The 25,990-nt window shown below is 67.2% G+C and carries 26 protein-coding genes; 4 read left to right on the top strand and 22 right to left on the bottom strand.

What is annotated here, in order from left to right; genetic code table 11:
• Positions 1–17: 17 nt before the first annotated feature.
• From BQ2383_RS10455 to BQ2383_RS10530, 16 genes are all read right to left on the bottom strand, one after another.
• Positions 18–557 (bottom strand): dihydrofolate reductase family protein, encoded by a 540-nt coding sequence (locus BQ2383_RS10455; RefSeq protein WP_091033480.1) that lies wholly within the window; start codon positions 555–557, stop codon positions 18–20.
• A gap of 58 nt (positions 558–615) precedes the next feature.
• A complete protein-coding gene (miaA, locus tag BQ2383_RS10460; RefSeq protein WP_091033482.1) occupies positions 616–1,527 on the bottom strand; it encodes a tRNA (adenosine(37)-N6)-dimethylallyltransferase MiaA in 912 nt (303 codons plus the stop codon).
• Entirely contained in the window at positions 1,524–3,071 is a 1,548-nt protein-coding gene (gene miaB / locus BQ2383_RS10465; RefSeq protein WP_091033485.1) for a tRNA (N6-isopentenyl adenosine(37)-C2)-methylthiotransferase MiaB, read from the bottom strand. The genes miaA and miaB overlap by 4 nt, the downstream gene beginning before the upstream one ends.
• Positions 3,072–3,120: 49 nt before the next feature.
• Positions 3,121–3,504, bottom strand: a complete 384-nt coding sequence (locus BQ2383_RS19660; RefSeq protein WP_244175990.1) for a regulatory protein RecX — start codon at positions 3,502–3,504, stop codon at positions 3,121–3,123.
• 470 nt (positions 3,505–3,974) lie between these two features.
• Positions 3,975–5,024: a recombinase RecA gene (recA, locus tag BQ2383_RS10475; RefSeq protein WP_091033490.1), complete on the bottom strand. Its 1,050-nt coding sequence runs from the start codon at positions 5,022–5,024 to the stop codon at positions 3,975–3,977.
• Between the two features lie 267 nt (positions 5,025–5,291).
• Positions 5,292–5,516 carry a DUF3046 domain-containing protein gene (locus tag BQ2383_RS10480; protein ID WP_091033493.1) on the bottom strand — a complete coding sequence of 75 codons (225 nt, stop codon included), beginning with the start codon at positions 5,514–5,516 and terminating at the stop codon, positions 5,292–5,294.
• A gap of 21 nt (positions 5,517–5,537) precedes the next feature.
• Complete coding sequence (locus BQ2383_RS10485) at positions 5,538–5,846, bottom strand: helix-turn-helix domain-containing protein (protein ID WP_017830901.1); 309 nt, start codon at positions 5,844–5,846, stop codon at positions 5,538–5,540.
• A gap of 141 nt (positions 5,847–5,987) precedes the next feature.
• Positions 5,988–6,476, bottom strand: coding sequence for a CinA family protein (locus BQ2383_RS10490; RefSeq protein ID WP_091033495.1), 489 nt, complete (start codon positions 6,474–6,476; stop codon positions 5,988–5,990).
• Complete coding sequence (gene pgsA, locus BQ2383_RS10495; RefSeq protein ID WP_091033497.1) at positions 6,473–7,051, bottom strand: CDP-diacylglycerol--glycerol-3-phosphate 3-phosphatidyltransferase; 579 nt, start codon at positions 7,049–7,051, stop codon at positions 6,473–6,475. The genes BQ2383_RS10490 and pgsA overlap by 4 nt, the downstream gene beginning before the upstream one ends.
• A complete protein-coding gene (locus BQ2383_RS10500; RefSeq protein ID WP_091033500.1) occupies positions 7,051–9,762 on the bottom strand; it encodes a DNA translocase FtsK in 2,712 nt (903 codons plus the stop codon). The genes pgsA and BQ2383_RS10500 overlap by 1 nt, the downstream gene beginning before the upstream one ends.
• Positions 9,763–9,835: 73 nt before the next feature.
• Positions 9,836–10,330 (bottom strand): GNAT family N-acetyltransferase, encoded by a 495-nt coding sequence (locus BQ2383_RS10505; RefSeq protein WP_091033502.1) that lies wholly within the window; start codon positions 10,328–10,330, stop codon positions 9,836–9,838.
• Positions 10,331–10,394: 64 nt separating this feature from the next.
• Complete coding sequence (locus tag BQ2383_RS10510; protein ID WP_091033505.1) at positions 10,395–12,071, bottom strand: ribonuclease J; 1,677 nt, start codon at positions 12,069–12,071, stop codon at positions 10,395–10,397.
• 53 nt (positions 12,072–12,124) lie between these two features.
• The gene (gene dapA / locus BQ2383_RS10515) at positions 12,125–13,102 is read right to left on the bottom strand and encodes a 4-hydroxy-tetrahydrodipicolinate synthase (RefSeq protein WP_029263611.1); all 978 of its coding nucleotides are present in this window, start codon (positions 13,100–13,102) and stop codon (positions 12,125–12,127) included.
• 51 nt (positions 13,103–13,153) lie between these two features.
• Complete coding sequence (locus BQ2383_RS10520) at positions 13,154–13,915, bottom strand: SDR family NAD(P)-dependent oxidoreductase (RefSeq protein ID WP_091033508.1); 762 nt, start codon at positions 13,913–13,915, stop codon at positions 13,154–13,156.
• Positions 13,915–14,391 carry a dihydrofolate reductase gene (locus tag BQ2383_RS10525; protein WP_091033511.1) on the bottom strand — a complete coding sequence of 159 codons (477 nt, stop codon included), beginning with the start codon at positions 14,389–14,391 and terminating at the stop codon, positions 13,915–13,917. Before BQ2383_RS10525 ends, BQ2383_RS10520 begins: the two co-directional genes overlap by 1 nt.
• Positions 14,388–15,197 carry a thymidylate synthase gene (locus BQ2383_RS10530; protein ID WP_091034478.1) on the bottom strand — a complete coding sequence of 270 codons (810 nt, stop codon included), beginning with the start codon at positions 15,195–15,197 and terminating at the stop codon, positions 14,388–14,390. The genes BQ2383_RS10525 and BQ2383_RS10530 overlap by 4 nt, the downstream gene beginning before the upstream one ends.
• Before the next feature lie 118 nt (positions 15,198–15,315).
• Here BQ2383_RS10530 and BQ2383_RS10535 point away from each other — a divergent pair, with 118 nt between their 5' ends.
• From BQ2383_RS10535 to BQ2383_RS10545, 3 genes are all read left to right on the top strand, one after another.
• Entirely contained in the window at positions 15,316–15,729 is a 414-nt protein-coding gene (locus BQ2383_RS10535) for a thioredoxin family protein (protein ID WP_091033514.1), read from the top strand.
• Positions 15,730–15,752: 23 nt separating this feature from the next.
• Positions 15,753–16,328, top strand: coding sequence for a DUF4395 domain-containing protein (locus BQ2383_RS10540; protein WP_091033516.1), 576 nt, complete (start codon positions 15,753–15,755; stop codon positions 16,326–16,328).
• An 85-nt stretch (positions 16,329–16,413) separates the two neighbouring features.
• Complete coding sequence (locus BQ2383_RS10545) at positions 16,414–16,839, top strand: OsmC family peroxiredoxin (RefSeq protein WP_029263617.1); 426 nt, start codon at positions 16,414–16,416, stop codon at positions 16,837–16,839.
• Positions 16,840–16,853: 14 nt separating this feature from the next.
• Here the strand turns inward: BQ2383_RS10545 and BQ2383_RS10550 are convergent, their stop codons facing one another.
• From BQ2383_RS10550 to BQ2383_RS10570, 5 genes are all read right to left on the bottom strand, one after another.
• Complete coding sequence (locus tag BQ2383_RS10550) at positions 16,854–17,288, bottom strand: hypothetical protein (RefSeq protein WP_091033519.1); 435 nt, start codon at positions 17,286–17,288, stop codon at positions 16,854–16,856.
• Entirely contained in the window at positions 17,288–18,028 is a 741-nt protein-coding gene (gene dapB, locus BQ2383_RS10555; protein ID WP_091033521.1) for a 4-hydroxy-tetrahydrodipicolinate reductase, read from the bottom strand. Before dapB ends, BQ2383_RS10550 begins: the two co-directional genes overlap by 1 nt.
• A gap of 74 nt (positions 18,029–18,102) precedes the next feature.
• On the bottom strand, positions 18,103–18,705 hold the full coding sequence (locus BQ2383_RS10560) for a histidine phosphatase family protein (protein WP_029263620.1): 603 nt from the start codon (positions 18,703–18,705) through the stop codon (positions 18,103–18,105).
• A gap of 69 nt (positions 18,706–18,774) precedes the next feature.
• Positions 18,775–19,800, bottom strand: coding sequence for an aldo/keto reductase (locus tag BQ2383_RS10565; protein WP_091033523.1), 1,026 nt, complete (start codon positions 19,798–19,800; stop codon positions 18,775–18,777).
• Between the two features lie 220 nt (positions 19,801–20,020).
• The gene (locus BQ2383_RS10570) at positions 20,021–22,297 is read right to left on the bottom strand and encodes a polyribonucleotide nucleotidyltransferase (protein ID WP_091033524.1); all 2,277 of its coding nucleotides are present in this window, start codon (positions 22,295–22,297) and stop codon (positions 20,021–20,023) included.
• A 361-nt stretch (positions 22,298–22,658) separates the two neighbouring features.
• On the opposite strand from BQ2383_RS10570, the gene BQ2383_RS10575 reads away from it, so the two are divergent.
• Positions 22,659–23,969: a UDP-glucose dehydrogenase family protein gene (locus BQ2383_RS10575; RefSeq protein ID WP_091033526.1), complete on the top strand. Its 1,311-nt coding sequence runs from the start codon at positions 22,659–22,661 to the stop codon at positions 23,967–23,969.
• Positions 23,970–24,008: 39 nt separating this feature from the next.
• Here BQ2383_RS10575 and BQ2383_RS10580 read toward each other — a convergent pair whose 3' ends face one another.
• A complete protein-coding gene (locus BQ2383_RS10580; RefSeq protein WP_091033529.1) occupies positions 24,009–25,949 on the bottom strand; it encodes a GDSL-type esterase/lipase family protein in 1,941 nt (646 codons plus the stop codon).
• Positions 25,950–25,990 lie beyond the last annotated feature (41 nt).

Genomic DNA, 25,990 nt, shown 5'->3' on the forward strand with positions numbered 1-25,990 from the left:
GGAAGCGTTCGAAGAAATCACTCCGAGACTCCGGCCGAGACGACGGCGTAGCGACCGCAGAGGAAGTTGCGGTTTCGCGCGACCTCGAGAAGTTCGAGGTCGAGCCGTCGCGGAAGCAGCGGTGCGCCGGACCCCAGCGTCGCCGGCGCGTACTGGATCCACACCTCATCCAGGAGGCCCGCGTCTGCGAACTGACCGGCGAGGTCTCCCCCACCGACGATCCAGATGTCCTGATCTGCGGCGGCAGCGAGCATATCGGCGTGCACGCTCCGCACGTCGCTTTGTGTCAGCCGCACATCAGCGCCCTCGGGGAGCGGGATCTCGCGGTGCGTGAACACCCAGGTGGGCTGACTGTAGCCCCATCGTCCTTCTTCGTGCTTCATCACCCATTCGTAGGTCGACGAACCCATCGCCAGCGCGCCGATATTCTTCTCGAAGGCGTTATAGCCCATCGGTCCGTCGGGATCGACGTCTTGCGTGAGCAACCAGTCGAGCGAGTGCTCGTCGGTCGCGATGAATCCGTCAAGGCTGGATGCGGTGAAGAAATGCGTGGCCATACCGTGAGCTTCGCACCGGCCACCGACATCGCGACGAGGTCAGTCGCGGCGCACCGGCTCACTCAGCCAGGAGTGCCTCCGCATCCGCCGGGGCATCCCACCACTCCAGGTCGCGGTACCGCTTGAACCACGACACCTGTCGACGGGCGTAGCGGCGTGTGAGCGCCTGTGTCTCGGCGATGGCTTCCACCGCGGTGAGAGTGCCGTCCAGCTGGCCAAGCGCCTGCGCGTACCCGATCGCTCTGGAGGCCGTGGCGCCCGGCTCGAGACCCTTCTGCCGCAGTTCGGCGACTTCGGCCAGCATCCCGGCCTCCCACATCCGCTCGACGCGTTCATCCAGACGGGCGACCAGCTCCGAGCGTTCGACATGCAGGCCGATGAGTCTCGTGCGCCGATGCCACAGTACGGGCTTCTCCGGCAGGGACGCGCCGTGCGTACTGCTCCCCTGCGCGAGCACCTCGAGGGCGCGGATGACCCGTCGGCTGTTACGCGGGTCGACCTTCGCCGCTGCTGCCGGATCCTCCGCTCGGAGCCGATCGAGGAGAACGCCCAAACCGTGCGACTCCAGCTCTGCTTCCAGGCGTGCACGGACCTCGGGGTCTCGCGGCGGAAAGTTGAACTCGTAGACGACACTCGACACATAGAGACCGGAGCCGCCCACCAGAATCGCATCGCCTCCGCGTCGGTGAATCGCGTCGATCGCGTCTCGTGCTGCGGGCTGGTACCAGGCGACCGCCGCTTCCTGATCGACTTCACGAACATCGAAGAGGTGGTGGGGGATCCCGCGACGGTCCTCGACAGGGAGCTTCGCTGTGCCGATGTCCATCCCGCGATAGAGCTGCATGGCGTCGGCGTTCACGATCTCCGCCGGATTGCCGCGAGCACGAAGCGCCTCCGCCAGGTCAAGCGCCAGGTCGCTCTTCCCGGTTCCTGTGGCCCCGACTATCGCCCAGAGGCGCGGTTCGCTCACACTCCGACGCGAAGGGTCGGCAGACCGAGAGATACGGCGCGCAGGCCGCCGTCGGACGCCGGAGTCGGCACCGCGCACGATTCCGCCTGCGAGCGATCCCACGCATCGCCCCCGCGCGTCCGGCGGATCCGCAGCGGAGCCCCGGTCGGATCGTCGGCAAGCAAGTGGAAAGGCGCAGCATGCGTCACTCTGACAGTCACGACGTCGCCGGGCCTCGGCAGGTCCGAGCCGGCAGTGACTTCGAAGTGAACCAGACGGTTGTCTTCAGCGCGGCCGGTGAGGCGGTGCGTCTCGGCGTCTTTCTTGCCTTCACCGGTCGAGACGAGCACCTCGATCTGGCGTCCGACCTGCTTCTGGTTCTCTTCCAGAGAGATTCGCTCCTGGAGTGCGATCAGACGGTTGTAACGCTCCTGGACGATCTCCTTCGGAACCTGATCCTCCATCGTCGCTGCGGGCGTGCCCTCACGGATCGAGTACTGGAAGGTGAATGCTCCGGAGAAGCGGGATTGCTCGACGACGCGCATCGTGTCTTCGAAGTCCTCGTCCGTTTCGCCCGGGAAACCGACGATGATGTCGGTCGTGATCGAGGCGTTCGGGATTCGCGCACGGACACGATCGAGGATCCCGAGGAAACGCTCACTGCGGTACGACCGCCGCATCGCTTTGAGGATGCGATCGCTGCCGGACTGCAGCGGCATGTGCAACTGCGGCATCACGCTCGGGGTCTCGGCCATGGCGTCGATCACGTCATCGGTGAACGCGGCAGGGTGCGGACTCGTGAAGCGGATGCGCTCCAGTCCCTCGATTTCGCCGGCGGCGCGCAGCAGCTTTCCGAACGCCTGTCGGTCGCCGAACTCGACGCCGTATGAATTCACGTTCTGGCCGAGGAGAGTGACCTCGATGGCGCCGTCTTCGACGAGGAGGCGGATCTCGTTGAGGATGTCGCCGGGACGCCGATCCTTCTCCTTGCCACGCAGACTCGGGACGATGCAGAACGTGCACGTGTTGTTGCAGCCGACCGAGATCGACACCCATCCGCTGTGCGCCGAGTCACGCTTCGTCGGAAGCGTCGACGGGAACACCTCGAGCGACTCGAGGATCTCCAGCTCCGCATCGCCGTTGTGGCGTGCACGCTCCAGCAGCCCGGGCAGCGACCCCATGTTGTGCGTGCCGAACACGACGTCCACCCAGGGCGCCTTGTCGAGAACCGCCTGCTTGTCCATCTGGGCCAGGCAGCCGCCGACCGCGATCTGCATACCTTCTTTACGACGCTTGACGGAGGCGAGATGCCCGAGGGTGCCGTAGAGCTTTCCGGCGGCGTTGTCGCGCACCGCGCAGGTGTTGATGATCACCACGTCGGCCTCGGCGCCGTCGAGTGCACGGACGTAGCCGGCGCTTTCCAGCGATCCGGAGAGCCGTTCGGAGTCGTGCACGTTCATCTGGCACCCGAAAGTACGAACCTCGTACGATCGCTGGCGTCCGTCTTCGTCGACGGCTGCGGACGAGGCGCTGATGATCGTCGGTTCGCTTCGCGGAATAGTCATGATCAACCCATTCTACGAGCCGTGCGGATGCGGTTGCTGCGTCGCTTGCTCAGTCCGAATCGACGAATCGAACCCCCGAGCTCGACGCACTCGGGCCAGTCTCCCGCAGTGCCTGCTTGGCCGCCTTCATCGCGACGGACCCGTTGTAGCCGCGTCGAGAGAGCTGCCCCACCAGACGCCGGAGCGCGGTGTCATTGTCGAGTCGGCTCAAGGAACGCGCCTTGGTGCGGGCGAATTCGAGGGCGCGCTCATCGTCGTCATCCGGCAGTTCGTCGAGTGCAGCGTCGACCACGTCTCGAGGAATGCCTCGTTGAGCCAGCGCACGAGCGAGGGCGACTCTCCCCTGCCCCTTCCGTTCGACACCGGACGTCACCAGAGCGCTGGCGAGTGCAGCATCGTCGAGGTAGGCACGACGACAGAAGTCTTCGATCACTTCATCTATCACGCCGTTCCCGAGCCCGTGCCCTCGCAGAGCCTGACGTGCTTCGGAGATGGAGAGAGATCGCGTCCGCAGTTTTCTTACGAGCGACTCCTCGGCCGCACTCCGAGCTTCGTCCGGCACACTCGGATCCTCAGTATCGCCCTGCGATGCGGGCGGTGCCCCGAGCGCATGAAGCCGGGGGGCGGATCTCGATGCCGGCGAACCGGATCTGGCTGACGCCCCACGGGCGGGATGACGGTCACTCGGGCTCCCGGACTCCGCTGCACTTTCGGCGGGCGATGCACCCGCACCCCACGTGGGCCGCCACAGATCTGCACCGTCGGAGCGATCCGACCGGTCGCCGGAGATGTCGTCGTCCGTTCCCGGACTGATCGAAACCGGGTCGACATCCTTCGCGGCGCGACCGAAAAGGGGAATGATGGGGGCGATCCGATCCGGACCGCCCCCACGTGTGTCATTCATCAGGCCGGACGACGCTCAGCGAGCTCGTCTGCCGCAGCAGGCACGGCCGCCGGTCCGCCGATGCCGAGCTTCTGCTTGATCTGCGTCTCGATCGCCAGCGCGACATCGGGGTTGTTGAGCAGGAACGTCCGTGCGTTCTCCTTGCCCTGACCCAGCTGGTCGCCATCGTAGGTGTACCACGAGCCCGACTTCTTGACGATGGCATGTTCGACACCGAAGTCGATCAGGCTGCCCTCGCGAGAGATGCCGACACCGTAAAGGATGTCGAACTCCGCCTGCTTGAAGGGCGGGGCCATCTTGTTCTTCACGACCTTGACCCTGGTGCGGTTTCCCACCGCGTCGGTGCCGTCCTTCAGCGTCTCGATACGGCGGATGTCCATGCGGACAGAGGCGTAGAACTTCAGCGCCTTACCGCCGGCGGTGGTCTCGGGCGAGCCGAAGAAGACACCGATCTTCTCGCGCAGCTGGTTGATGAAGATCATGGTGGTGTTTGTCTGGCTCAGACCACCGGTGAGCTTGCGCAGCGCCTGCGACATGAGTCGCGCCTGCAGACCCACGTGCGAGTCACCCATCTCGCCCTCGATCTCGGCACGAGGCACGAGCGCCGCGACGGAGTCGATGACGATGAGGTCGATGGCACCCGAGCGCACGAGCATGTCGGCGATCTCGAGCGCCTGCTCACCGGTGTCGGGCTGGGAGACGAGAAGCGCGTCGATATCGACGCCGAGCTTCGCCGCGTAGTCGGGGTCGAGCGCGTGCTCGGCATCGATGAAGGCTGCGATGCCTCCGCCACGCTGGGCATTCGCGATCGCATGCAGTGTCAGCGTCGTCTTACCCGAGGACTCAGGTCCGTAGATTTCGACGATACGGCCACGCGGGAGACCTCCGACGCCGAGGGCGACGTCAAGGGCGATGGAGCCGGTGGGGATGACGGCCACGGGGGCGCGCTCATCGCTGCCCAGCCGCATGACCGAGCCCTTTCCGAACTGACGGTCGATCTGGGCGAGTGCGGTCTCGAGGGACTTCTCGCGGTCGGCGGGTGATGGCATGGTCTGCTCCTTCTGCGCGCGTGGTGCCGCCTGTAGGCTGTCGCGGCTCTCCCGGCTGGGAGGAACTCTCCGACAAGGCGTAATGGCTCTTCGGCTTGTTTCCACCGTAGGAGAGGCCACCGACATCGACGCGGAGAGCTCACATACCGTGGAGAACAGATTGCCTGAACCACTTGTGCAGAAGACTACGCCCGGTTCGAACAGATCTTCGACGACACGCCGCCCACTGCACATTGTGTGCCGTAACCTGCGGACATCCCCTGGGACTCAACGCCCCCGCGGCTCCTGCCGTCCGACGCCGTGTCGTCGGTTCTCCGGAACATCCATCTCTGCGCACAACGCAAGCCAGATCTCCCGCGGCGGAGTTCCGTCGTCCAGAGCCTCGAGCGCCGTACGGCCGCGCAGGGCCGAAAGCCCGAGGTCGTTCACCAACGAAGAGGCCCGCGCCTGGAATTCGGTGTCGACCGCGCGAAGGAACTCGCTACGACGCATCGCTCACCCGCACGCCGACGCTCAGTGCAGCGAGAGCTGGGGTTCGATCGACGCCACGAGGTCGTCCGGAACGACATCCGGGAAGACCTGAATGCCCTCGAGAACAGAGATGCGGTCCCCGACCTCACGCATGATCGTCGAGATGGGGACGTCGAGAGCATCGGCGACGGATGCGAGGATCTCGCTCGACGCCTCCTTCTGCCCCCGCTCGACCTCACTGAGATAGCCGAGCGCCACCGACGCCTTGCTTGCGACCTGCCGGAGCGTGCGCCCCTTCTGCAGGCGGAAGTCCCTCAGCACATCGCCGATTTCCTGTCGTACAAGAATCATCGGAACCTCCTCCCCGTGTGATCGTTCGAGGTTTCCCCCGATGAGACAGCCAGTCTAGTACTCCTGGCCTGCTCGAAATCTACCCCTGCACTCTGTGGTTTGAATGTGAGCACATCGGTAATAACCGACATCGGACCGCCACTATTCCAGGACGAACTCAAGCAACACCTGAAGAGCCGCGTTCACCGTCTGCGCACGGATCGAATCACGGTCACCCTGCAGGTGCAGCGCCTTCGCCGAGGAGCCGTCTGGCGTCACGATCCCGATGTGCACCGTTCCCACCGGCTGGCCGTCGGGGGAATCCGGCCCCGCGATCCCGGTCGTCGACACACCGACATCCGCCGCGACGCCGTTCACGCTCACCACGCGGCGCACACCGTCAGCCATCTGCAGGGCGACCTGCGGATGAACCGGCCCCTCGGCGGCGAGGAGCTCGGCGTCCACTCCGAGCACCGTCGTCTTGACCGGGGTCGCATACGCCACGACGCCGCCGAGCAGGACCGCGGAAGCGCCCGGAACGGATACGATCTCGGCACACAACGCGCCGCCCGTGAGGGACTCCGCGACGCCCAGAGACCAGCCGCGCTGATTTAGAGCCGACAGCAGTGCGGCGGCGCCCGCGTCGCTCATGCCCGCTTCTGGCGCGCCCCGCGTACCTGCGCGACGATGTAGTCGATGCCGCTCGCCACCGTGAGGACGAGCACGATGAGCATCAAGATGAACGTGATGATCGTCCAGGCTTCGAGCCCGATGAGGACGTTCAGGGGAAGCAGCGCCCAGCCGAGCGCGACGCCCTGGAAAGCCGTCTTGATCTTGCCCATCCAAGCAGCAGCGACGACATGCTCGCTCGCGACCATGAGGCGGTGGATCGTGATCCCCCACTCGCGGACGAGGATGACCGCGACGATCCACCAGCTGACCTCCCCGAGGATCGCGAGGCCGATGAAGCCCGCTCCGGTGAGCATCTTGTCGGCGATCGGGTCCCAGAGTTTGCCGAAGTCACTGACGATGTCGTACTTGCGTGCGAGGTATCCGTCGACCCAGTCGGTGGAGATTCCGACGATGAAGATGATGGCGGCCGCCCAGCGGAGGCCGGGCTCGGGGAGACCGTAGGTGCCACCCAGGAGCAGCAGCACGAAGAAGATGACCGCCAGCGGGATACGCGCGACCGTGATGGCGTTGGGCAGCTGCCGAGGAATAGCCATCAGTCGCGCCCCGTCAGGCCCCAGGCGTCTTCGTCGCCACCCTCGGCCTCCACCTCGGGGAGTCCTTCGTACTGAGCGGCGATCGGATCATGCGTCTGCGGCATCGGCGGAACCGGAGGAGTAGCCGGAGACGGGGAGGACGCGGGAGCGTCGTCCCCCCGCAGCTTCGCCATCACCTGCGGGAGCTGCTCGGCCGTGGCCAGCACATCTCGGGCCTTGGAACCCTCGGAGGGCCCGACGATCTCGCGCGATTCCAGAAGGTCCATGAGGCGACCCGCCTTGGCGAAGCCGACACGCAGCTTTCGCTGGAGCATCGACGTCGAACCAAACTGGGACGAGACGATGAGCTCGGCGGCAGCGAGCAGCAGCTCGAGGTCGTCGCCGATGTCTTCGTCGACTTCCTTCTTCTTCGTCGGCTCCATCGCCTCCTGGACGTCGGGACGGTAGTCCGGACGTGCCTGACGGGTGACGTGCTTGACGACGGCGTCGATCTCCTTCTCGTCGACCCACGCACCCTGCAGACGGAACGGCTTCGACGATCCCATCGGGGAGAACAGCGCGTCGCCCTGCCCGATCAGCTTGTCTGCACCGGGGCTGTCGAGGATGACGCGGCTATCGGTGACGCTGGTGACGGCGAACGCGAGTCGCGAAGGGACGTTGGCCTTGATGAGACCGGTGACCACGTCGACGCTGGGGCGCTGCGTCGCGAGCACCAGGTGGATACCCGAGGCACGAGCGAGCTGCGTGATGCGGACGATCGAGTCCTCCACGTCGCGAGGGGCGACCATCATGAGGTCAGCGAGCTCATCGACCACGACCAGGAGGTAAGGGTACGGCTTGAGAACACGTTCGCTGCCCACAGGCAGCTCGACCTCGCCGGCGCGCACGGCACGGTTGAAGTCGTCGATGTGACGGAAGCCGAACGACGCGAGGTCGTCGTACCGCATGTCCATCTCCTTCACGACCCACTGCAGCGCCTCGGCCGCCTTCTTCGGGTTCGTGATGATGGGCGTGATGAGGTGCGGGACGCCGGCGTAGCTGGTGAGCTCGACGCGTTTCGGGTCGATCAGGACCATGCGCACGTCAGCGGGGCGAGCGCGCATCAGCAGGCTCGTGATCATGGAGTTCACGAAGCTCGACTTACCGGAACCGGTGGAACCGGCCACCAGGAGGTGCGGCATCTTCGCGAGGTTCGCGATGACGATGTTGCCACCGACGTCTTTGCCGACGCCGATGGTCATCGGGTGTGTGCTCTTCTGCGCGGCCGGCGACCGGAGGACGTCGCCGAGCGCGACCATCTCCTTGTCGGCGTTCGGGATCTCGATGCCGATCGCGCTCTTGCCGGGGATCGGCGAGAGGATGCGGACATCGTTCGAGGCCACGGCGTAGGCGAAGTTGTTGCTCAGCTGCAGGATCTTCTCGACCTTGACGCCGTGACCGACCTCGACCTCGTACTGCGTGACGGTCGGCCCGCGCGAGAAGCCGGTGACCTTCGCGTCGACCTTGAACTGCGTCAGCACGCTGGTGATCTGCTCGATCACCTTGTCGGTGGCCTCGGAGCGAAGAACCGGCGGCGGCCCTTCGACGAGGAGGCCGGGAGAAGGCAGGATGTACGGCGTCACGGGAGCCTGCGGACCCCGGTCGCCCGGACCGTCTGTACCGAAGCCGTCGAGGCCGGGAAGCTCCGGTGCTTCGCCCGTGTCGGAGGAATCGTCGAGGAGCGCCGTGGTCTGCTGCTCGGCGAGCGAATCCGCGACCGAGCGAACCTCGGACAGCACCTCGGTGGCGGCGTCATAGGGATTCTCGACGACGACCGCCTGGTCGTAGGCCGGAGTCGGGTCGGAGGTCGTAAGCAGCGCCGTGATGTCGTCGGAGCCGAGAGTGCCCTCGTCAGGGTCTTCTTCCCGACCCGTCTTGTTGCGTCGCCACCAGGGCAGCACGTCGGGGTCGTCGACCTTGTCGGCCTCATCGATTGCGGCGGCGTCTTTGGCGGGCTTTTCCGGACGCTCGGCGTCGAACATCCAGGCGTAGAGATCGCCGAGGCGCCGACCGATGCGGTTCGGCGGTGTCTTGGTGAGGATCAGGATGCTGAGTGCGGTCAGCAACGCGAGCACGATGTAGGCAGGGATATTCGTGAGGTAAGTCAGCGGCTGCCCCACCAACCACCCGAGCAACCCGCCCCCCGTGTTCAACGCCGTGATGTTCGGCTGGGGCTGTGGCTGTCCTCCGGCGACATGGCAGAAACCTGCCAGGGAGATCACGAACAGGCCGAAACCGAAGCCGATGCGTCCGTTGTCGTGAACCGACGCGGGGTGGCGGAACAGCCAACCGGCCAGCACCAGCAGAAGCAGGGGCATGATGAACGCCACTCTGCCGACGAGCAGCCCCACGGAGTAGGCACTGATGTTCTCGGCCACTTCGTTGCCGATGAAGACCCACTCGTTCACGGCGCCGAGAGCCGCGAGCAGCACGAGGAGGAACGGGAAGCCGTCGCGGCGGTCGTCCTTCTCCAGCGCCTCAGGCCCGAAGGCACGGAAGAGCCCGCCGACGCCGTGGGCGAGTCCGATCCAGGCCCGGACTGCCACCGGAGGCTTGTCTGCCTCGTCGATGTACTTCTTCGGTGCGGGCTGGGCCTTGGGAGCCGTCTGCCGCTTGGGGCGCGACGGTGCGCTGGTCGACGCGCGCTCTGTCTTCGTGGTACTCCTGGCCATGCTCTCACGTTACGTCCAACAGCCGACATCTCCGCGTAATGACGCGGCTTTCCGTCGATCCTCGCGGAGGCGGCTACCTGGTGCGACGCGCCATCGTGTCTCGGGTCTCACCCTCCCCGACAATGGCGAATCCCTCGGCGCGATACAGATTGCGGGCGAAGTTGTCACGCTCGACGCTCAGGCTGATCCGTGCATGCCCCTCTGCGCCGGCGAGCTGCACTATGCCGCGCAACAGAGATCGTCCCACCCCCCGAGCCCGCCAGAGCGGGTGCACGCCGATGATCAGCTCGGGGACAGCGGCTCCGATGAAGCCGAGTCCCGGGGCGTTCTGCGGCAGGACCCGATACCAGGCAGCGCCGACCGGGATGTCATCGTCGCTGGTGGCGACGAGCCCGTCGTCGGACATCCGCTTCCACCCCGCGAGATAGCGTCGATGATCCGCCGACGTCAGCACCTCGTGTCTCGGGCGCACTCCCCCGGCGCGCCAGTTGGCGGCCTCGACGAGCATGTCGCCGAGGAACATCGCATCCGTCTGCGCCGCCCTGCGAAGGGCAATGCCCCTGTCCATGCCGTGAGCATAGAACCGGGGTGTTACGCCGGGATGACGGCCAACCGTGAATACCGGGCGGCGGTCACGCTTCGATGACGAGCGGGACGATCATCGGACGACGACGCAGCCGCTGGTTCACCCAGCGGCCGATCGTGCGTCGCACGACCTGCGACAGCGAATGGGTGTCGCGCACCCCGTTGCCCGCCGCCTCCTTGAGCGCCGCGACGATCTTCGGCGCGACGTCATCGAACACGGAGTCATCTTCGGCGACACCACGCGCGTGGATCTCGGGACCGGAGATGATGCGGCCGGTCGCGGCATCCACGACGACGATCACAGAGATGAAGCCCTCTTCGGCGAGGATGCGTCGATCCTTGAGGTCGGCATCGGTGATCGCTCCGACCGAGGAGCCGTCGACGTAGACGAACCCGAGATCCAGCTGGCCTACGACGCTCGCCACGCCGTCCTTGAGATCGATCACGGTGCCGTTGGAGGCGATGATCGTGTTCGCCTCAGGGACGCCGGTTTCCTGCGCGAGCTTGGCGTTCGCGATGAGGTGTCGGTATTCGCCGTGCACCGGAAGGACGTTCTTCGGCTTCAGGATGTTGTAGCAGTAGATCAACTCTCCGGCGGCGGCATGTCCGGAGACATGCACCTTCGCGTTGGCCTTGTGCACGACGTTGGCGCCGAGCTTGGTCAACCCGTCGATTACGCGGTAGACGGCGTTCTCGTTGCCCGGGATGAGGCTGGAGGCGAGGATGACGGTGTCGCCCTCGCTGATCTCGATCGCGTGGTCCATGTTCGCCATGCGACTGAGCACCGCCATCGGCTCACCCTGGGAACCGGTCGACATGTAGACGATCTTCTCGTCCGGGAGATCGCGCGCCTTCTTGAAGTCGATGAGGACCCCGTCGGGCACCTTCAGATAGCCGAGCTGCTCGGCGATGGTCATGTTCCGCACCATGCTGCGGCCGAGGAATGCGACGCGGCGACCGTTGGAGTACGCGGCGTCGATGACCTGCTGCACACGGTGGACGTGACTGGAGAAACTCGCGACGATCACGCGGCGCGGTGCCTTGGCGATGACCTGGTCGAGAACCGGACCGATGGAACGCTCGGTGGGAGTGAAGCCGGGGACGTCGGCATTCGTCGAATCGACGAGGAACAGGTCGACGCCCTCCTCGCCGAGGCGGGCGAACGCGCGCAGGTCGGTGATGCGGCCGTCCAGCGGCAGCTGGTCCATCTTGAAGTCACCCGTGGCGAGCACCATGCCGGCCGGGGTCCGGATGGCGACGGCCAGAGCGTCGGGGATCGAGTGGTTCACCGCGACGAACTCGAGATCGAAGGGTCCGACTCGTTCCTGCTCGCCCTCCTTCACTGTGAGAGTGAAAGCCTTGATGCGGTGCTCCTTGAGCTTCGCTTCGACCAGCGCGAGCGTGAGCCCCGAGCCGATCAGCGGGATGTCGCTCTTCAGACGCAGCAGATACGGAACGGCGCCGATGTGGTCCTCGTGGCCGTGAGTGAGCACGACGCCGACGATGTCGTCGAGGCGATCACGGATCGGCTCGAAGTCGGGCAGGATCAGATCGACGCCCGGCTGGTGCTCCTCGGGGAAGAGCACGCCGCAGTCGACGATCAGGATCTTGCCGTCGTACTCGAACGCGGTCATGTTGCGACCGATCTCGCCGAGACCGCCGATCGGGATGACCCGCAGCGTCCCTTCAGCGAGAGCGGCCGGTTCTACCAGGGGAATGGACATGCTGTCTCCTCAGTCGGACACTCCACGCGTCCGTTCGTTCGTGGGGACGCGGCTCAGCGCGTCGTGCCGTGCACCTTCGGCAGGGCACCACCCGCAGCCGCGTTGCGGTCGGGTCGGAAGTTCGAGAAGTCGGCTCCGGGAACGTTCTTGACGAGGTCGAGCTCATCCTCGATGAGCGCGGCCTCCCATTCCTCGGGACCGACCAGGGGCAGACGGACGCGCGGGCTCGAGATGCGGCCGAGCCCGTGCAGGATGTACTTGGCGGCGACGGTTCCTGGGACGTGCGTCATGACAGCGCGCACGAGCGGCTCGAGCCGCTTGTGCTCGGCTGTCGCCGTGGCCAGGTCGCCCGCGTTCACCGCGTCGATGATCGTACGATACGGCGCGGCGGCGACGTTCGCCGTCACGCCGATGAGGCCGGTGGCCCCGATCGCGAGGTGCGGCAGCACATTGGCGTCGTCGCCGGAGAAGTACATCAGATCGGTCTGGTTGAGCACGCGGCTCACCTCGGAGAAGTCGCCCTTGGCGTCTTTCACCGCGAGGATGTTCGGGTGCTTCGCGAGGCGCAGGATTGTCTCGTACTTGATCGGCACACCGGTGCGCCCCGGGATGTCGTAGAGGATCACCGGAAGGTCGGTCGCGTCGGCGACCAGGCGGAAGTGCGTGAGGATGCCGGCCTGCGTCGGTTTGTTGTAGTACGGCGTGACGATCATGATGCCGTCGGCGCCGGCCTTCTCGCTGGCCTTGTAGAGCTCGATGGCGTGCGCGGTCTCGTTGGAGCCACCGCCGGTGATGATCTTGGCGCGGCCTGCCGATACGGACTTGCCGACCTCGACGAGCTTGAGCTTCTCGGGGTCCGTCAGGGTCGAGGTCTCGCCGGTCGTTCCCGTCACGACGATGCCGTCCGCTCCCGCGGTGATCACGTCATCGATGTGCTTCTCGACGGCGGGCCAATCGACTTCACCGTCGGCTGTCATCGGAGTGACGAGCGCGACGAGAACCTGTCCGAAAGGGTTGCCCGAGTGCGTCATAGACCCAGCGTATCGGTTCGGGTCGAGGTCATGCGGACGCGGTGACGCTCGTCAGACACGGCCGCGACGAGCGACGCCCGACGTCAGCGAGCTCGGCAGCACACGCGTCAACGCCACGATCGCCTTGTATCGCAGCGACGGGATGGACACGGACCTGCCCCGGGCTGCATCGCGTAGCCCCGCACGGACCACGTCGCGGGCGTCCAACCACATGAAGGCGGGCACGCCCTCCTCACCCACGGCGAGTCCCATCCGCTCGTGGAACGAGGTGTGCGTGAATCCGGGGCAGAGGGCGGTGACGCTGACTCCGTCGCGCGCATACTCCGCGTTCGCCCACCGACTGAAGCCGATCAGCCACGACTTACACGCCGAATAGGTCGAGCGGGAGATGAAGCCGGCGACGGAGGCCACGTTGATGATGCGCCCGCCTCGTCCGCGCATGGACTGCAGAGCGGCGTGCATGAGACGCATCGACGCCTCGACATGCACCCGGAGATGCCGTACCTCATCATCGATGTCGTTGTCGGCGAAGCGGAGCGGCAACCCGAATCCGGCGTTGTTCACGAGCAGGTCGACCGGGTCCGCGGTGTCGCGCAGCCGTTCAGCGACGCTCTCGACCCCCGCAGCGTCTGCCAGATCGGCGGGGAGCACCTCGACTGCTACCCCGTACTCGCTGCGCAGCTCGGTCGCCAGCTGCTCCAGCGCGGCCTCGGAACGTGCGACGAGGACGAGATCGGCGCGGCGGCGGGCAAGCTGGCGGGCGAACTCTGCCCCCAGTCCGGCGCTTGCGCCGGTGATCAGAGCGGTGGGCATCAGCGCTCGTATCCGAGGAAGCGGTAGCGGATACCGGTGCGCGAGGTCTGCCACTCCCCCTCGTCGACGAGTCGCCACCCGGTCTTGGCCGGCGCGTAGGCGTCACCGTCGACATCGAGGTCGAGCTCGGTGACTTCGAGCCGGTCGGCATCCCCGATCACCTGGCGGAAGATCTCCGCGCCGCCGATGATCCACACCCGGTCCAGGCCGCGGACGGCTTCGGCGACGGTGGCGGCGCGGCGGGCACCCTCCTCCGACCAGTCCTGCTGACGGGTCACCACGATGTTGTCGCGGCCGGCGAGCGGACGGAAGCGCTCCGGAAGCGAGTCCCAGGTCTTGCGCCCCATCACCACCGGGGCCCCGAGAGTGACGTCCTTGAAATGCGCGAGGTCTTCGGGCACGTGCCAGGGCATGCCCCCCGCGGCACCGATCACGCCGCCGTGGGCTTCGGCCCAGATGAGCCCGACCCAGGTCATACCGCCACCGCCGCGCGGATCGGCGCGTGATGCTGGTAGTCCTCCACGACGAAGTCCTCGTACCGGTAGTCGAGGATCGACTCGGGCTTGCGGGCGAAACGGAGCGTCGGATACTCGAACGGCTCACGGCTCAACTGCTCGCGCACCTGCTCGACATGGTTGTCGTAGACGTGGCAGTCACCGCCCGTCCAGACGAAGTCACCGGGCTCGAGGCCCACCTGCTGCGCGATCATCATCGTGAGCAGGGCGTAGGAGGCGATGTTGAACGGCACCCCGAGGAACATATCCGCGCTGCGCTGATACAGCTGGCACGAGAGTCTGCCGTCGGCGACGTAGAACTGGAAGAGCGCGTGGCAGGGAGCGAGCGCCATGTCGGGGATGTCGGCCGGGTTCCACGCCGACACGATGAGCCTGCGCGAATCGGGGGAACGACGGATCTGCTCGATCACCTCGGAGAGCTGGTCGATGCTGCCGCCGTCGGGCGTCGGCCATGACCGCCACTGCACACCGTAGACCGGTCCCAGGTCGCCCGACTCGTCCGCCCACTCGTCCCAGATCGTGACGCCGTGCTCCCGCAACCAGCCGACGTTGGAGTCGCCCTGCAGGAACCAGAGCAGCTCGTAGGCGATGGACTTGAAGTGCACGCGCTTCGTGGTGATGAGCGGGAACCCCTTCGCCAGGTCGAAGCGGATCTGTCGGCCGAAAACACTCGTGGTCCCCGTCCCCGTCCGATCCGACTTGTGCGTCCCGGTCTCCAGCACATCGCGGAGCAGGTCTTCATAGGGCGTCGGGACGGCTGCACTCATGACAGCCACGATACCTTCCCGCCCCCGGTCACGGGCGGATCCACCGCGGCGGGATCGGGGTTCGTCACGCTCGGAAACATCGGCCTCGGTACCTCTGTGGAGCACGTAGCCTCGACACATGTCGCCCGCCCTCGCCCTCGGATTCGCAGCGGCGCTTCTCGCGCTCGCGACGATCGTCGGCATCGTCCTGCGACGTCGAGACGGGCGGCGACGCGACGGCGGGACGCTCCGATTCGATCCCGCGGATGTCGCCTCGGCGGAACTCGGCTCGCGCGCCACCCTGGTGCAGTTCAGCACCGAGATGTGCGCGCGGTGCCCGCAGGTCCGTCGCCTGCTCCGCGACTACGCATCCGGTCACGATGGGCTCGCGCACGTCGAGGTGGATCTGACGCATCGTCCCGATCTCTCCGCGCGATACAAGGTGCTGCAGACGCCGACAACCTTCCTGGTCGACGATTCCGGCGCGGTCCGCGCACGATTCCATGGCGTGCCGCACCCGCACGCCCTCAAAGAAGCCGTCGCCGCCGTCTGAGGCGCCAAGACCGGAGCACACCCATGAGCACATCCGCAGGCATCGATCCCCGTGGTCCGCGCTTCGCCGCCTCGATCACCGCGATGCTCCTGTTCGTCGCGACGTTCCTGGCACTGATCGGGATATCGACGGAACCCGCCAGTGCGGGCTCATTCGGCTGGTTCGCCTATCAGCCGCTCACGGACTCCGCCTTCGTGCCCGGTGGTTTTGTGATCTCCTCGTCGACGCCCGCCCAGCGCGCGCTCGACCCGGGCTTCCTGCTCACGGTCGTGATCGCCCTTCTGTTCCTGTGGGGTGTCGTCTCGCCCCGGACCACGCCGTGGAGCGTCGTCTTCCGCACGCTGGTGCGCCCGCGACTCTCGGCGCCGACCGAACTCGAGGACCCGCGCCCGCCTCGCTTCTCCCAGGGAGTGGGGCTGTTCGTCGTCGGCATCGGTCTTGTGCTGCATCTCCTCGGCGTACCGTGGGCGCTGCCGATCGCCACCGCTGCCGCGTTCATCGCCGCGTTCCTGAACGCCGCCTTCGCTTTCTGCCTCGGCTGCCAGCTCTACCTCCTGCTGCAGAGGGCCGGCATCATCGGTCGCGCAGCCGCTGCCTGACTCCTGTTCCGTCCCGCCCGGCCCCTCGGTAGGCTGGCCGCAACGTGCCCCGCACACCGAGCGGGGCCCGAGAAGCGGAGGAATCATGCCCGTCACCAGCGAAGCCGCCAGCACCTGGACCGGATCGCTCATGGAGGGATCGGGCACGGTCGCGTTCTCGTCGTCGAACCTCGGCACCTTCCCGATCAACTGGAAGGCGCGCAGCGAGGGCAGCGACACCACGACCACCCCGGAGGAGCTCATCGCGGCGGCCCACGCCTCGTGCTTCAGCATGGCGCTCTCTCACGCACTCGCCGAGAACGGCACGCCGCCGGAGCGCGTCAACACGACGGCCTCGGTCACCTTCAAGCCGGGCGTCGGCATCACGGGCAGCCATCTGAACGTGAACGCGACGGTCCCGAACCTGACGCCCGAGGCGTTCCAGGAGATCGCGGCCGGCGCCAAGACCGGCTGCCCGGTGTCGCAGGCCCTCGCGGGCATCGAGATCACGCTCGAAGCGACTCTCGCCTGAGGAATGATGCGGGGTCAGCGACGCGAGAGGCGGATCGCCTCGCGAATGCTGGCCCTGGCATCCTTCCGGTGGCCGGCCGCATCCTGCACGACACCCAGTCGGTAGCGTGCACGCCAGTCATCATCGGCGGCATCGGCCTCGGCGGTGTATCGCGCGATGAGCGGATCAGCGTCGGCTCGAGCGATGCGACCGCTGGGGGTCAGTTCCGTCTCCACCGGAGGCATCCCGCCCTCCGCGTCGAGCAGGCGCCCGAGGCGGTCCGCACCGAAGCCGAACATCATCTCCCGCACCAGCGCCCAGGCACCGATCGGAGCCAGCACCAGCAGCGTGATGCCCATGCCGATCGACACCGGCGAGCCGACCGAGATGAACATCACAGCCAGCCAGATGGCGACCGCGAGATAGACCAGCAGCGCCGCGGCCATCAGCCCGACGCCGATCCGCGACATCACGAGCGGATGCCGATGTCGATCATGTTCTCCAGGCCGACGATCACACCGCGCGCCTCAACCGCGAACGGGACGGCGAGCCGGATCCCCGGCGCATAGGCGAGCGCCGAGTCGGTGGTGTCATGCGTGAAGGTCAGCGACTCGCCGGGGCCCGACAGAATGACCTCCTGCTTGGCGACGACACCGGGGCGCCGCAACGAGTGGATCGGCACGCTGCCGACCTGCTGACCGCGTGCACGCTGATCCGCATGCGGAGCGCTGACCGGGCCTTGCTCCGCACGGGCGGCCGCGATGAGCTCGGCGGTGCGCACCGCCGTGCCGCTCGGCGAATCGATCTTGGTCTCACGGTGCGCTTCGACGATCTCGGCGGAGCCGAAGAACGGGGCGGCGGCCGCAGCCAGTGCCGACCCGAGTACCGAGCCGAGTGAGAAGTTCGGGATGAAGACGACCCCGGTGCCGGCAGCCTCGACGAGCGGACGCACGAGGGCGATCCGCTCCGAGGACCACCCGGACGTCGCGACGAGGACGTTGGTGCCCCGTTCGACGGCGGCGCGGACGACCTCGATGCTGACCTGGGGCGTGGAGGCATCGACGACGAGATCGGCTCCGTCCAGTTCGGAGAGATCACTCGACGAGGTCAGCACACGGCTCACCTCGAAGCCTTCGAGCTCATCGATCACCGCTCCGATGATCGTGCCGAGCTTCCCGGTTCCGCCGACGAGGGCTACCTGCGTGGTCATGCGTCCAGTCTATTTCGCGGGACGCGGTCCGGCCGGGGGCGCGCGGGCGGTCTCCGCCGTTCGGGAGCGAGAGCTCAGACGAGAAGCGCGTCGGGGATTCCCGTTCGCAGCTCCACCGGAAGATGCCCGGTGTCGTTGTGCGTGAGAAGCGTCCACGGACGCCCCTGCTTCTGCGCGATGACCGTCAGACCGCAGTGGGACTGGTTCAACGTCATCCACCGCCACTCAGGCGCTGCGAGCACCTCGCGCACGAACCACGAGATCACGAAGTTGTGTGTGATCAGCACCTCATGCACCTCCCCGGTCTTGCGCACGAGGAACTCCTCGACGGCATCCGACATCTGTGCGCGCCCCGCCTCGATCTCGGCTTCGGTGACCGAGCCGAAGAATGGCTCGAACACTGCGGGAGTCTCCTCGGTCATCCCGGTGGGGACGCAGTCGAAGAGCAGTGCGGTGGGCTCAGGGTCGACGGACGGCAGACGAGCAGCGATCGCTCGAGCCGTCTCGTTCGCGCGGAGCAACGGCGAATGCCAGACCGCGTCGAGCGGAAGCCCGGACAGCCGGTCGGCGATCAGCTCCGCCTGACGCTGCCCTCGAGGAGAAAGGGGTCCGTCGGCGAGACCATGCTCTGCATCCTGATGTTCACCGTGTCTGACCAGATATATGTAGTGCGTCACAACTCGCTCGCTTCATCGCCAGCATCCGCCGGGCCTTGATCCCACCCTATGTCACGGGTGGGACGATGCTCAGTTACCGGCCCGGGTCAACTCGGCGACGTGGCTCCGCGAGAGCGAAACACCGGCGCCCTGCATGAGTTCGTCGACATGATCCGTCGCGAAAGTGTTCACGATCGGTGCCGCGATCGTGCGCTGAGCGAGCAGCCAGGCGACCGAGACCGCCGCCACCGGCACAGCCAGTTCTTCAGCCACCTGGTCGAGTGCGCGCAGGATCTTGATCCCCCGCCGATTCAGGTGCCCGCGCAGCTGCTCGCCACGCACGCCCCGTGAGGTGAGGGCCTTGTTGCGGTGACGCCCCGAGAGGAAACCGTGCTCGAGCGCGTGCGACGGGGTGACCGCGAGGTTCTGTGCGCCGGCGACGAGGCGCAGGTCGCCTTCGAACGGCTGACGACGGATCAGGTTGTACGGCGCATCGATCACCTGGATGCGCGGATAACCGGCCGAGGCGAGGATCCGTGCCTCGACGAGGCGCTCCGGCGACAGGCCGAAGGCTCCGACGGCACCGACCTTCCCCGCGTCCGACAGCCATTCGACGGTCGCCAAGGTGTCTTCGAGGTTGGTCGTCGCGTCGAGCGTGGCGTCGAGATACAGCACATCGATGCGCTCTACCCCGAGCCGTGTCAGCGACCCCTCGACCGCACGCACGAGGTTGACGGAACCCAGCCCCGGATTGTCGGCGTGGGCTCCGATGCGCACGCTCAGCACCGCGTGATCGCGTCGGCCGCGCGATCGCAGCCACTGCCCGATGATGTGCTCGCTGCGTCCGCCGGAGAATCCGTCGGCCGTGTGGATGGCGTTGCCGCCGAACTCCATGTAGCGATCGAGGATGCCGTGGCTGGTCTCGAGGTCGACGTTCCAGCCGAACTCGGCGGCACCCAGCATCAGCGGGAAGGTCTCATAGCCGGTCTCGCCGAGCGGGACGCGGATCGTCTCCCCTACCCCCGGTCCGACGATGGGGATAGGTGCGGACGGGTGCTCGGCATGCTGCTGGGCGCGATCGGCCGACGCTCCTGCGCCTACGCTGAACAACCGCATACTCTCTCACCCCCGCGTCGATCGGTGCGTGCCGACCTGCGTACCTGCTGGATCTGCACCCCCCGGTGCGTACTTCGAGGGTAAGCGAATTCATCGAACGCCCTGACCAATCCGGGGAACGGCGCGGAAACGGCCGATAACGATTTGATCACACCGGGATGCGCCGGAACCCGGGCCCGTCCTCGACGGACGGACCCGGGTTCCGGTTCGATCTCTGCGCTTACTCGGCGGCCGCGTCTTCTGCGGGCGCTACCTCAGCGGCGGCGGCATCGTCGAGAACAGGCTCGAGCGAAAGCTTGCCGCGGTCGTCGATCTTCGTGATCTTGACGAGGATCTTCTGACCGACCGACAGCACGTCGTCGACGTTCTCCACACGCTTGCCACCGGCGAGCTTGCGCACCTCGGTGACGTGGAGCAGGCCGTCCTTGCCCGGGAGCAGCGAGATGAACGCACCGAAGGTGGCGATCTTCACGACGGTGCCGAGGAACTGCTCCCCGATCTCCGGGTTGGTGGGGTTGGCGATCGCGTTGACCTGGGCGCGAGCGGCCTCGGCCGCGGGGCCGTCGGTCGCACCGATGTAGACGGTGCCGTCCTCCTCGATGGAGATCTGCGCCCCGGTCTCGTCCTGGATCGCGTTGATCGTCTTGCCCTTCGGGCCGATCAGCTCACCGATCTTGTCGACCGGGATCTGCACGCTGATGACGCGCGGCGCGGTGGGCGCCATCTCGTCAGGTGCGTCGATCGCAGCGTTCAGGACGTTGAGGATCGTGAGGCGAGCCTCGCGAGCCTGCGTCAGCGCGCCCGTGAGCACCGACGTCGGGATGCCGTCGAGCTTCGTGTCGAGCTGGATCGCCGTGACGAAGTCACTCGTTCCCGCGACCTTGAAGTCCATGTCACCGAGAGCGTCTTCCGCGCCGAGGATGTCGGTCAGCGCCGCGTAGCGGGTCTCGCCGTTGACCTCGTCGGAGACGAGACCCATCGCGATACCGGCGACGGGGGCGCGCAGCGGCACACCCGCGTTCAGCAGTGACAGGGTCGACGCGCACACGGAGCCCATCGACGTCGAGCCGTTGGAGCTCAGCGCCTCGGACACCTGACGGATCGCGTAGGGGAACTCCTCGCGGCTCGGCAGCACCGGCACGAGTGCGCGCTCGGCGAGGAAGCCGTGCCCGATCTCGCGACGCTTCGGCGAACCGACACGGCCGGTCTCACCGGTCGAGTAGGGCGGGAAGTTGTAGTGGTGCATGTAGCGCTTGCTCGTGACCGGCGACAGCGAGTCGATCTGCTGCTCCATCTTGAGCATGTTCAGCGTGGTGACACCCAGGATCTGAGTCTCGCCGCGCTGGAAGACCGCGGAACCGTGCACGCGCGGGATGACCTGCACCTCGGCGTCGAGCGGGCGGATGTCCGCGAGCCCACGGCCGTCGATGCGAGCACCCTCGGTGAGGATGCGACCACGGACGATCTTCTTCGTGACCGACTTGTACGCCGCGGAGAACTCGAGCGGAGCCGCAGCCGGGAGCGAACCCGCCTCGGTGGCCTCGATGAGCTCGGCCTTGACGCGGTCCTTGATCGCGTCGTCAGCGGTCTGACGCTCGACCTTGTCGGCGATCTGGTAGACGCCGACGAGCTCGTCGTAGGAGCGGCCGGCGACGAAGTCGTAGACCTCCTGGCTGTACGCCGGGAAGACCGGGTAGACGCCCGGCTCCTTCGATGCGGTCGCAGCGAGCTCGGCCTGAGCCTTGACGAGCTGAGCGATGAAGGGCTTCGAGGCCTCGAGGCCCTGGGCCACGACCTCTTCGTTCGGCTTCGTGGCGCCGGCCTTGATCAGGTTCCAGCTGCCCTCGGTGGCCTCAGCCTCGACCATCATGATGGCGACGTCTTCCGTGCCATCGGCCTTGGTGACGACACGACCGGCGACGATCAGGTCGAACACGGCCTCCGAGACCTGCTCGGCGTTCGGGAACGCGACCCACTGGTCGTCGTTCTGGCCGTTGCCCGGGATGAACGCGAGGCGCACACCGGCGACCGGGCCCGAGAACGGGAGACCCGAGATCTGCGTGGACGCCGACGCGGCGTTGATCGCGAGAGCGTCGTAGAACTCGCCCGGAGCGATCGACATGACGGTGATGACGACCTGGACCTCGTTGCGCAGGCCGTCGACGAACGACGGGCGCAGCGGACGGTCGATCAGACGGCAGACGAGGATCGCCTCGGTGGAGGGGCGGCCCTCGCGACGGAAGAACGAGCCGGGGATCTTGCCGGCGGCGTAGGAGCGCTCCTCGACGTCGACCGTCAGCGGGAAGAAGTCGAAGCCTTCGCGCGGGTGCTTGCCTGCGCTGGTGGCCGAGAGGAGCATGGTCTCGCCGTCGAGGTACGCGGCGACTGCGCCCTGAGCCTGCTGCGCGAGGCGGCCGGTCTCGAAGCGGATGGTGCGGGTGCCGAAGCGGCCGTTGTCGAGAACGGCCTCGGTGGCGGTGATTTCAGGACCTTCCAAGAGGTCTCTCCTTCTTTGTTTAGACTCGCGAGTCCATGTGACGCGCGAGCGTATTCAAAGGAGCGGAACGGAAGGGTTCGGGCGCGCGGGCATTCCCGCGAATGTCGCCTGCGCTGGCCACCAGTAGAAAGCCACCCGACATGTCCTGCCGAGGAACCCACCACAGGGGACCAGCTTCTCCGCCGCTCGCTCCATGAGTCGATATTCGATTGTGCGATTGACACACGTCAACCTCGTCCACCCTACCAGCGGACGTCGCAAAACCCACGTCACCGCAGCAGCGCGGAGTGGACAGGCGCCGGCCACGGAACGTTCACCGAGCGGATGCCGCGCCGTGGCGGGAGTCCGTTGTGCTGTCTCCATGCGCATGTCAGTGATCGGCTGCGGGTACCTCGGTGCCGTGCACGCCGCCGCCATGGCCTCGATCGGACACGACGTCATCGGCATCGACGTCGACGAGCGGAAGGTGGCCGCGCTCAACGCGGGCTCCGCACCGTTCTTCGAGCCACAGCTGACGGAGCTGCTCATCGAGGGGCGGGAGTCCGGTCGGCTCCGGTTCAGCGGTCGGCTGGCGGATGCCGCCGGCGCGCAGGTGCACTTCCTCGCGGTGGGGACGCCGCAGATCCCGGGCGGTCACGCCGCCGACCTCCGATACGTCGATGCGGCGATCGACGGGCTGCTCCCCCACCTCCGCCCCGGCGACGTGATCGCGGGGAAGTCGACCGTGCCGGTCGGCACCGCCGCACGACTCGCGACCCGCGTCGCCGACTCCGGCGCGACCGTGGTGTGGAATCCCGAGTTCCTTCGAGAGGGCTGGGCCGTGCACGACACGCTGACCCCGGACCGGTTGGTGGTCGGCGCCGAGCCGGACGCGGCCGGTGAACGCGGCGTCGCGGTGCTGCGCGAGGTCTACGCGGCGGCTGTCGAGGCCGGGACGCCGTTCCTGGTGACCGACCTCGCCACGGCGGAACTGGTGAAGGGCGCCGCGAACGCCTTTCTCGCGACCAAGATCTCGTTCATCAACGCGATGGCGGAGATTGCTGAGGCTTCCGGCGCCGACGTGGCGCTGCTCGCCGACGCTCTCGGCCACGACTCGCGGATCGGTCGGCGCTACCTCGGCGCCGGCATCGGCTTCGGCGGCGGATGCCTGCCGAAGGACATCCGCGCATTCGCCGCGCGTGCGGAGGAGCTGGGTCGCGGTGAAGCTGTCGGCTTCCTCCACGAGGTGGACGCGATCAACCTCCGGCGCCGCGAGCGGGCCGTGCAGCTCATCGTGGACGCGCTGGGCGGGCTCGTGTTCGGGCGCCGGATCGCCGTTCTCGGCGCCGCGTTCAAACCGTTCAGCGACGACATCCGCGACTCCCCCGGCCTCGACGTCGCTGTCCGTCTGCGTGGGCTCGGCGCAGACGTCGTCGTGACCGACCCCGCGGCTCTCGACAATGCCGCCGCCGCCCATCCGCAGCTCGGCTATGAGCGACACCGTGATGATGCGCTTCGGGAAGCGGATGCGGTCGTGATCGTGACCGAGTGGGACGAGTACCGCCGCGACCTCTCCCCTGCCCACGCCGGCGGTCTGGTTCGCGGACGGATCATCATCGACGGGCGCAACTGCCTCGACGCGGCGGCCTGGCGCGCAGCGGGCTGGCAGTACCACGGCATGGGTCGGCGCTGATCGGCCCCGGCCGTCGGCGGTGAGGTAACGCGACGCGAGTCAGCCGACGTTCGCCCACCGCGCCGCGGATGAGCGCCCGAGATACACGTAGTCGTCATGCTTCGCCGCGCGACCGTCGCCCGCCGCGCGTCCGTGCAGGCGGCGCCAGACCCAGGGCAAGGCGTGTCGGCGCCACCACACGCCCGCGCCGATCGGCTCGTGCTCGTGCAGGGCAGCGTCCAGGATGCCCAGGGCATCCGCATCGGGCACCCCCAGCATCTCGGCCGCTCGATACGCGAGGAGACGATGGCCACGACTGCTCAGATGCACCAGGTCCTCACCCCAGTTCGGCCGCTCGGCCAGTGCAGGATGCAGATCCGTGTCGATCAGGATCGCTCCCGTGCGCGCGGCGACCCCCGCCAACGCCGTCGCGAACGCGGCGAAGCGCCGTGTATAGATCGCCGCCGCCCGACGTCCCGGCAGGAACGGCGTGACCAGCAGCACATCCGCACCGATCGCCCGCAGCCGCACGACGGCGTGCTCCACCTCCGCGGCGAGCGCTGCGACGTCGACACGATGCTTCACGAGATCGTTCGCTCCGATGAGGATCGAGATGAGGTCAGGATGCAGCTCGAGCGCACGCTCCAGCTGTCGACCGCACACATCGCGCACGCGCTTCGACCTGATCGCGAGGTTCGCATAGTGGAGCCCTCCCCGCGCGGCGAGCAGCAATGCGAGCCGATCGGCCCAACCGCGCAGGGCGCCATCCGGGGCGGGATCGCAGAGTCCCTCGGTGAGCGAATCCCCCAGCGCGACGAAGCGGCGCCAGCGATGCGCGGTGACCGGCGGCGGGGAATCCGGCCGGGTGACGCGGCGAGCGCGCGAAGCCGCATCCACCCGCTGCAGCAGCCGCGCCTCCTCGAAGTGGCCGAGCAGTTGATCGCACACGCTCGCCCAGCTGCGACTCTGCACTGCATCACGACCGGCTTCTCCGAACGCCCGCCGCTTTCGCGCGTCGCCTGCCAGATCGGCCACTCGCATCCGCAGGTCATCGAGGTTGCCGGGGCGGTACAGCCATCCGTCGACGCCCATGCGAACGAGGTCGAGGGGCCCGCCGCGCCCGGTCGCGATCACCGGGACCCCGCTGGCGTGCGCCTCCTGCAGGGTCTGCCCGAACGTCTCGCTCTCCCCGGGGTGCACGAAGACGTCGAACGACGCCATGGCCGCGGCGAGCGCAGACCCGTCGAGGTGGCCGAGGAACACGGCATCCGGGAGCAGCCCCTCCAACCGTGCTCTGCTGGGGCCGTCTCCGACGATCACCAGGCGCGCCCCCGGGAGGTCGCGGAGCACGACGAGGTCCTCGACCTGCTTCTCCGGGGCGAGGCGGCCGACGTATCCGATCACGACCTCGGCATTCCACTCGGCACGCAGCGCAGGGTCCCGACGCACCGGCTGGAAGCGTTCCGCGTCGACGCCCCTTCCCCAGTGGCGCACGCGATCCACTCCGAGTGCGGCGAGCTGCTGGGCTGCATCCGCGGAGGGAGCGAGTGTCATCGTCGCTCGTCGGTGCAGCCGCGCGATGTGCGTCTGGGCGATGCCGGTCGCCGCGGCGACCCCGTAGCGCTCCGTATAGGCCGCGACGTCGGTCTGGTAGGCGGCGACGCTGGCGACCCCGATCCGCTCAGCGGAGATCACCCCACGCCAACCGAGCGCGAACGGCGAGGCGAGGTGCACGACATCCGGCTGGAAGCGGCGCAGGGACGCGGCGATGCGCGGGACGCCAGACGTGCCGACCCTGACGTTGTGATAGCCCGGAAGCGCGAGGCTCGGAATAGCCTCGATCGACACTCCGCGCACCGCCCCGGGGATCCCGACCGCGGCGGGGGCGATCACGTGGGCATCGTGCCCGCGGTGCTCGAGGTGTCTCAGGATCTGCAGCACTGACCCGGTGACGCCGTTCATGTGCGGAAGGAAGGACTCCGTGACGATCGCTACTCTCACAGCCTCAGGATGACCGTGCTCCGACGCTGCAGTCGCCACAA

Source organism: Microbacterium oxydans (assembly GCF_900095745.1).
GTDB lineage: Bacteria > Actinomycetota > Actinomycetes > Actinomycetales > Microbacteriaceae > Microbacterium > Microbacterium oxydans_B.

What these genes read in the sequence shown, in the direction of transcription:
- BQ2383_RS10455 (WP_091033480.1), bottom strand. Translation starts at nt 557, where the DNA reads ATGGCCACGCATTTCTTCACCGCATCCAGCCTTGACGGATTCATCGCG.
- miaB (WP_091033485.1), bottom strand. Translation starts at nt 3,071, where the DNA reads ATGACTATTCCGCGAAGCGAACCGACGATCATCAGCGCCTCGTCCGCA.
- recA (WP_091033490.1), bottom strand. Translation starts at nt 5,024, where the DNA reads ATGCCATCACCCGCCGACCGCGAGAAGTCCCTCGAGACCGCACTCGCC.
- BQ2383_RS10480 (WP_091033493.1), bottom strand. Translation starts at nt 5,516, where the DNA reads ATGCGTCGTAGCGAGTTCCTTCGCGCGGTCGACACCGAATTCCAGGCG.
- BQ2383_RS10485 (WP_017830901.1), bottom strand. Translation starts at nt 5,846, where the DNA reads ATGATTCTTGTACGACAGGAAATCGGCGATGTGCTGAGGGACTTCCGC.
- BQ2383_RS10490 (WP_091033495.1), bottom strand. Translation starts at nt 6,476, where the DNA reads ATGAGCGACGCGGGCGCCGCCGCACTGCTGTCGGCTCTAAATCAGCGC.
- pgsA (WP_091033497.1), bottom strand. Translation starts at nt 7,051, where the DNA reads ATGGCTATTCCTCGGCAGCTGCCCAACGCCATCACGGTCGCGCGTATC.
- BQ2383_RS10500 (WP_091033500.1), bottom strand. Translation starts at nt 9,762, where the DNA reads ATGGCCAGGAGTACCACGAAGACAGAGCGCGCGTCGACCAGCGCACCG.
- BQ2383_RS10505 (WP_091033502.1), bottom strand. Translation starts at nt 10,330, where the DNA reads ATGGACAGGGGCATTGCCCTTCGCAGGGCGGCGCAGACGGATGCGATG.
- BQ2383_RS10510 (WP_091033505.1), bottom strand. Translation starts at nt 12,071, where the DNA reads ATGTCCATTCCCCTGGTAGAACCGGCCGCTCTCGCTGAAGGGACGCTG.
- dapA (WP_029263611.1), bottom strand. Translation starts at nt 13,102, where the DNA reads ATGACGCACTCGGGCAACCCTTTCGGACAGGTTCTCGTCGCGCTCGTC.
- BQ2383_RS10520 (WP_091033508.1), bottom strand. Translation starts at nt 13,915, where the DNA reads ATGCCCACCGCTCTGATCACCGGCGCAAGCGCCGGACTGGGGGCAGAG.
- BQ2383_RS10525 (WP_091033511.1), bottom strand. Translation starts at nt 14,391, where the DNA reads ATGACCTGGGTCGGGCTCATCTGGGCCGAAGCCCACGGCGGCGTGATC.
- BQ2383_RS10530 (WP_091034478.1), bottom strand. Translation starts at nt 15,197, where the DNA reads ATGAGTGCAGCCGTCCCGACGCCCTATGAAGACCTGCTCCGCGATGTG.
- BQ2383_RS10535 (WP_091033514.1), top strand. Translation starts at nt 15,316, where the DNA reads ATGTCGCCCGCCCTCGCCCTCGGATTCGCAGCGGCGCTTCTCGCGCTC.
- BQ2383_RS10540 (WP_091033516.1), top strand. Translation starts at nt 15,753, where the DNA reads ATGAGCACATCCGCAGGCATCGATCCCCGTGGTCCGCGCTTCGCCGCC.
- BQ2383_RS10545 (WP_029263617.1), top strand. Translation starts at nt 16,414, where the DNA reads ATGCCCGTCACCAGCGAAGCCGCCAGCACCTGGACCGGATCGCTCATG.
- BQ2383_RS10550 (WP_091033519.1), bottom strand. Translation starts at nt 17,288, where the DNA reads ATGTCGCGGATCGGCGTCGGGCTGATGGCCGCGGCGCTGCTGGTCTAT.
- dapB (WP_091033521.1), bottom strand. Translation starts at nt 18,028, where the DNA reads ATGACCACGCAGGTAGCCCTCGTCGGCGGAACCGGGAAGCTCGGCACG.
- BQ2383_RS10565 (WP_091033523.1), bottom strand. Translation starts at nt 19,800, where the DNA reads ATGCGGTTGTTCAGCGTAGGCGCAGGAGCGTCGGCCGATCGCGCCCAG.
- BQ2383_RS10575 (WP_091033526.1), top strand. Translation starts at nt 22,659, where the DNA reads ATGCGCATGTCAGTGATCGGCTGCGGGTACCTCGGTGCCGTGCACGCC.